The sequence below is a fragment of the Treponema sp. genome (assembly GCF_045657965.1).
Classification (GTDB): domain Bacteria; phylum Spirochaetota; class Spirochaetia; order Treponematales; family Treponemataceae; genus Treponema_D.
Map to the genome: position 1 here is coordinate 1 of NZ_JAZOUG010000278.1, position 2,291 is coordinate 2,291.

Annotated in this window: 5 protein-coding genes; 4 read left to right on the plus strand and 1 reads right to left on the minus strand. The window is 35.2% G+C overall.

The annotated features are described in order from the left end of the window. From ACKI5B_RS10570 to tsaB, 4 genes are all read left to right on the plus strand, one after another. On the plus strand, positions 1-669 hold a 669-nt coding region (locus tag ACKI5B_RS10570), incomplete at its 5' end, for a PilZ domain-containing protein (RefSeq protein WP_407428536.1). 39 nt (positions 670-708) lie between these two features. Further along, a complete protein-coding gene (locus tag ACKI5B_RS10575; protein WP_407428538.1) occupies positions 709-981 on the plus strand; it encodes a hypothetical protein in 273 nt (90 codons plus the stop codon). Beyond that, positions 972-1,412 (plus strand): tRNA (adenosine(37)-N6)-threonylcarbamoyltransferase complex ATPase subunit type 1 TsaE, encoded by a 441-nt coding sequence (tsaE, locus tag ACKI5B_RS10580; protein WP_407428540.1) that lies wholly within the window; start codon positions 972-974, stop codon positions 1,410-1,412. The genes ACKI5B_RS10575 and tsaE overlap by 10 nt, the downstream gene beginning before the upstream one ends. Before the next feature lie 4 nt (positions 1,413-1,416). Continuing rightward, positions 1,417-2,094, plus strand: a complete 678-nt coding sequence (gene tsaB / locus ACKI5B_RS10585) for a tRNA (adenosine(37)-N6)-threonylcarbamoyltransferase complex dimerization subunit type 1 TsaB (RefSeq protein ID WP_407428542.1) — start codon at positions 1,417-1,419, stop codon at positions 2,092-2,094. Here the strand turns inward: tsaB and csrA are convergent. Continuing rightward, on the minus strand, positions 2,091-2,291 hold a 201-nt coding region (gene csrA / locus ACKI5B_RS10590; RefSeq protein ID WP_407428544.1), incomplete at its 5' end, for a carbon storage regulator CsrA. The two genes, tsaB and csrA, sit on opposite strands and share 4 nt — an antisense overlap.

Consider the following 2,291-nt stretch of genomic DNA (forward strand, 5'->3'; position numbering starts at 1 on the left):
GATGTATTAAAACATTCAAAATTTATAGCACCAAACACAGTTTTCACATTTACTGTAGAAAAAGGCTTTCACTATAAACTTCAGTTAGTTGAAAATACACATGATGCATTAATTCTTTCTGTCCCGCCAATGTTAAAAAAAGATGATTTACCGAAGCCTCTGGAAAAAGTAAATTTCATTTTTGAACTTGATGACGGCACTCCATACAATCTTGAATCACGGCTGGTTCGATATCAAACAGGTAAAGAAAATGAAACTCAAATGATTATCGTTCACTCAGATAAAGTTGCAACCCTTCAAAAACGAGAACAGGAACGAACAGAATTAAATTTGCAGTGTCAGTTTCATTCTGTAAAAATTACAGTTGAAGGAAAAGGAACCAAAAAGGAATCTATTCAATATTTCCCTGCTGAAAAAGCATATGAAGGTGTTCTGGAAGATATTTCAACTGGCGGATGCCGCTTAGTTTCTACATTGCCAATAAAAGCAGACCAGTATATTTATATTGAAGGTCCTTTTAATAAAAAACAGACAGACAGTGCAGTTGGTACAATCGTACGAACTACAAAACGAAGCGATGGAATTTTCATTCTTCATATAAGGTTTATAAAAATTGAACCAAAAGTTGTTAACAGAATTAATGCAATGGTTAGCAAATATGACGAATAAACTTCTTGACGTATTTTTTTGTATAGGTTATTTTAAGATATGCAGGTTTTAGAACTTAATCAGATAGCACCAGATCCCAGTTTCATTTACTACCGCAGAAATTATGCGGCTGTAGCTAGAATTCAGCTTCTCTCAAAAATATTGGATATTAAAATCTCTTTTACAATAGAAACAGGTCCTCTTGGGGATAAAATGTTATACGTTGATATTGCACCTGGTGAAGATATTGATTATCCTATTATTCCAATAAAATCGGCTATAAAAACATTTATCCTAAATTTAGACAACGAAGGCAAATTACCATGTCCTTAAAATTTCATACATTTTCTGCTGAAGAAACAATTGACCTTGGAAAAAAAATAGGTAATTTTCTTAAAAAAGGTGACATAATTGCAATGCAGGGGACCTTAGCTGCAGGAAAAACGACAATCACAAAAGGAATAGCACAATCGCTTGGTATAACTGAAGAAATTACCAGTCCTACTTTCTGTTTAATTTCTGAATATGAAGGCAAAATGCCCCTCTATCACATGGATGTTTACAGACTGGATGGCGGCGAAGACTTTATAAATTTAGGCGTAGAAGATTTTATTTACGGCAATGGGGTTTCCCTTATCGAATGGAGTGAAAAAGTAATTGACGAACTTCCAAAAAAAACAATAATACTAAAAATAGTTCCAGTTGAAGGAACAACAGAGAGAGAAATCACTCTTGAAAACTGGCCTTATGGTGAAATAAATTAAAAATATGAAAGCACTTGTTATAGATTCATCAGCATCATGTATGACAGTCGCCGCAAAAAACGGTGATATAAAAGCATCTCTTGTTCTTGATATGGGACAGAAACAGTCTCAGAAACTTTTACCTGCAGTTGACTATGTTCTTTCACAGGTTGAATTAAATTCTTCGGAATTAGATTACACAGCCCTTACTTCAGGTCCCGGAACATTCACAGGTCTTCGTCTTGCTTTTTCTGCACTCAAAGCAATTGAACTTGCACATAACATTCCTGTTTACGGTATTCCAAGTCTTGATGCTTATGCATTTCCTTTTTCTTCTTTCGAAGGCAAAGTAGTAAGCGTTATTGATGCCAAAAAAGACCAGTTCTTTGCAGCAATATATGAAAACGGAAAAGCTATAGTGGAAGCAGCTGATACTACAGCAGAAAAAGTAGCAGAAAAGCTTAACACTGACAAAAAAATTCTTCTGTGCGGTCCTGATGCCGTTATTTTTACAGATGAACTTAAAAAACTTAATGCTTCCTTTAATATTACAGTCTTTCCTTCACAGCCGCTTTGTACGGAATCCCTTTTTACAATCGCAGAAGAAATGATTGAACAAAAAAAAGAGCCTCTCGCTGATTACGATGGCCCTGTATACCTCAGAAAGTCTGAGGCAGAAATAAAACTGGAAAACTCAAATTAGCTCAAAAGATTTGCAAGCGCATCCAATGCTGTTGACCCCAGAGCTGCTTCCCGGTTCTGTCTCTGAATGTCGTCATAAACTTCCTGACGAAAGACTTTTACAGTTTTTGGAGCATCCACACCGATTTTTACCTGATCACCTGAAATTCCAATAATCTGAATTGAGATATCATTACCTATTTTGATTTTTTCATCAAT

Coding starts and splice junctions, on each gene's coding strand:
- tsaE (WP_407428540.1), top strand. CDS start 972: ATGTCCTTAAAATTTCATACATTTTCTGCTGAAGAAACAATTGACCTT.
- ACKI5B_RS10575 (WP_407428538.1), top strand. CDS start 709: ATGCAGGTTTTAGAACTTAATCAGATAGCACCAGATCCCAGTTTCATT.
- tsaB (WP_407428542.1), top strand. CDS start 1,417: ATGAAAGCACTTGTTATAGATTCATCAGCATCATGTATGACAGTCGCC.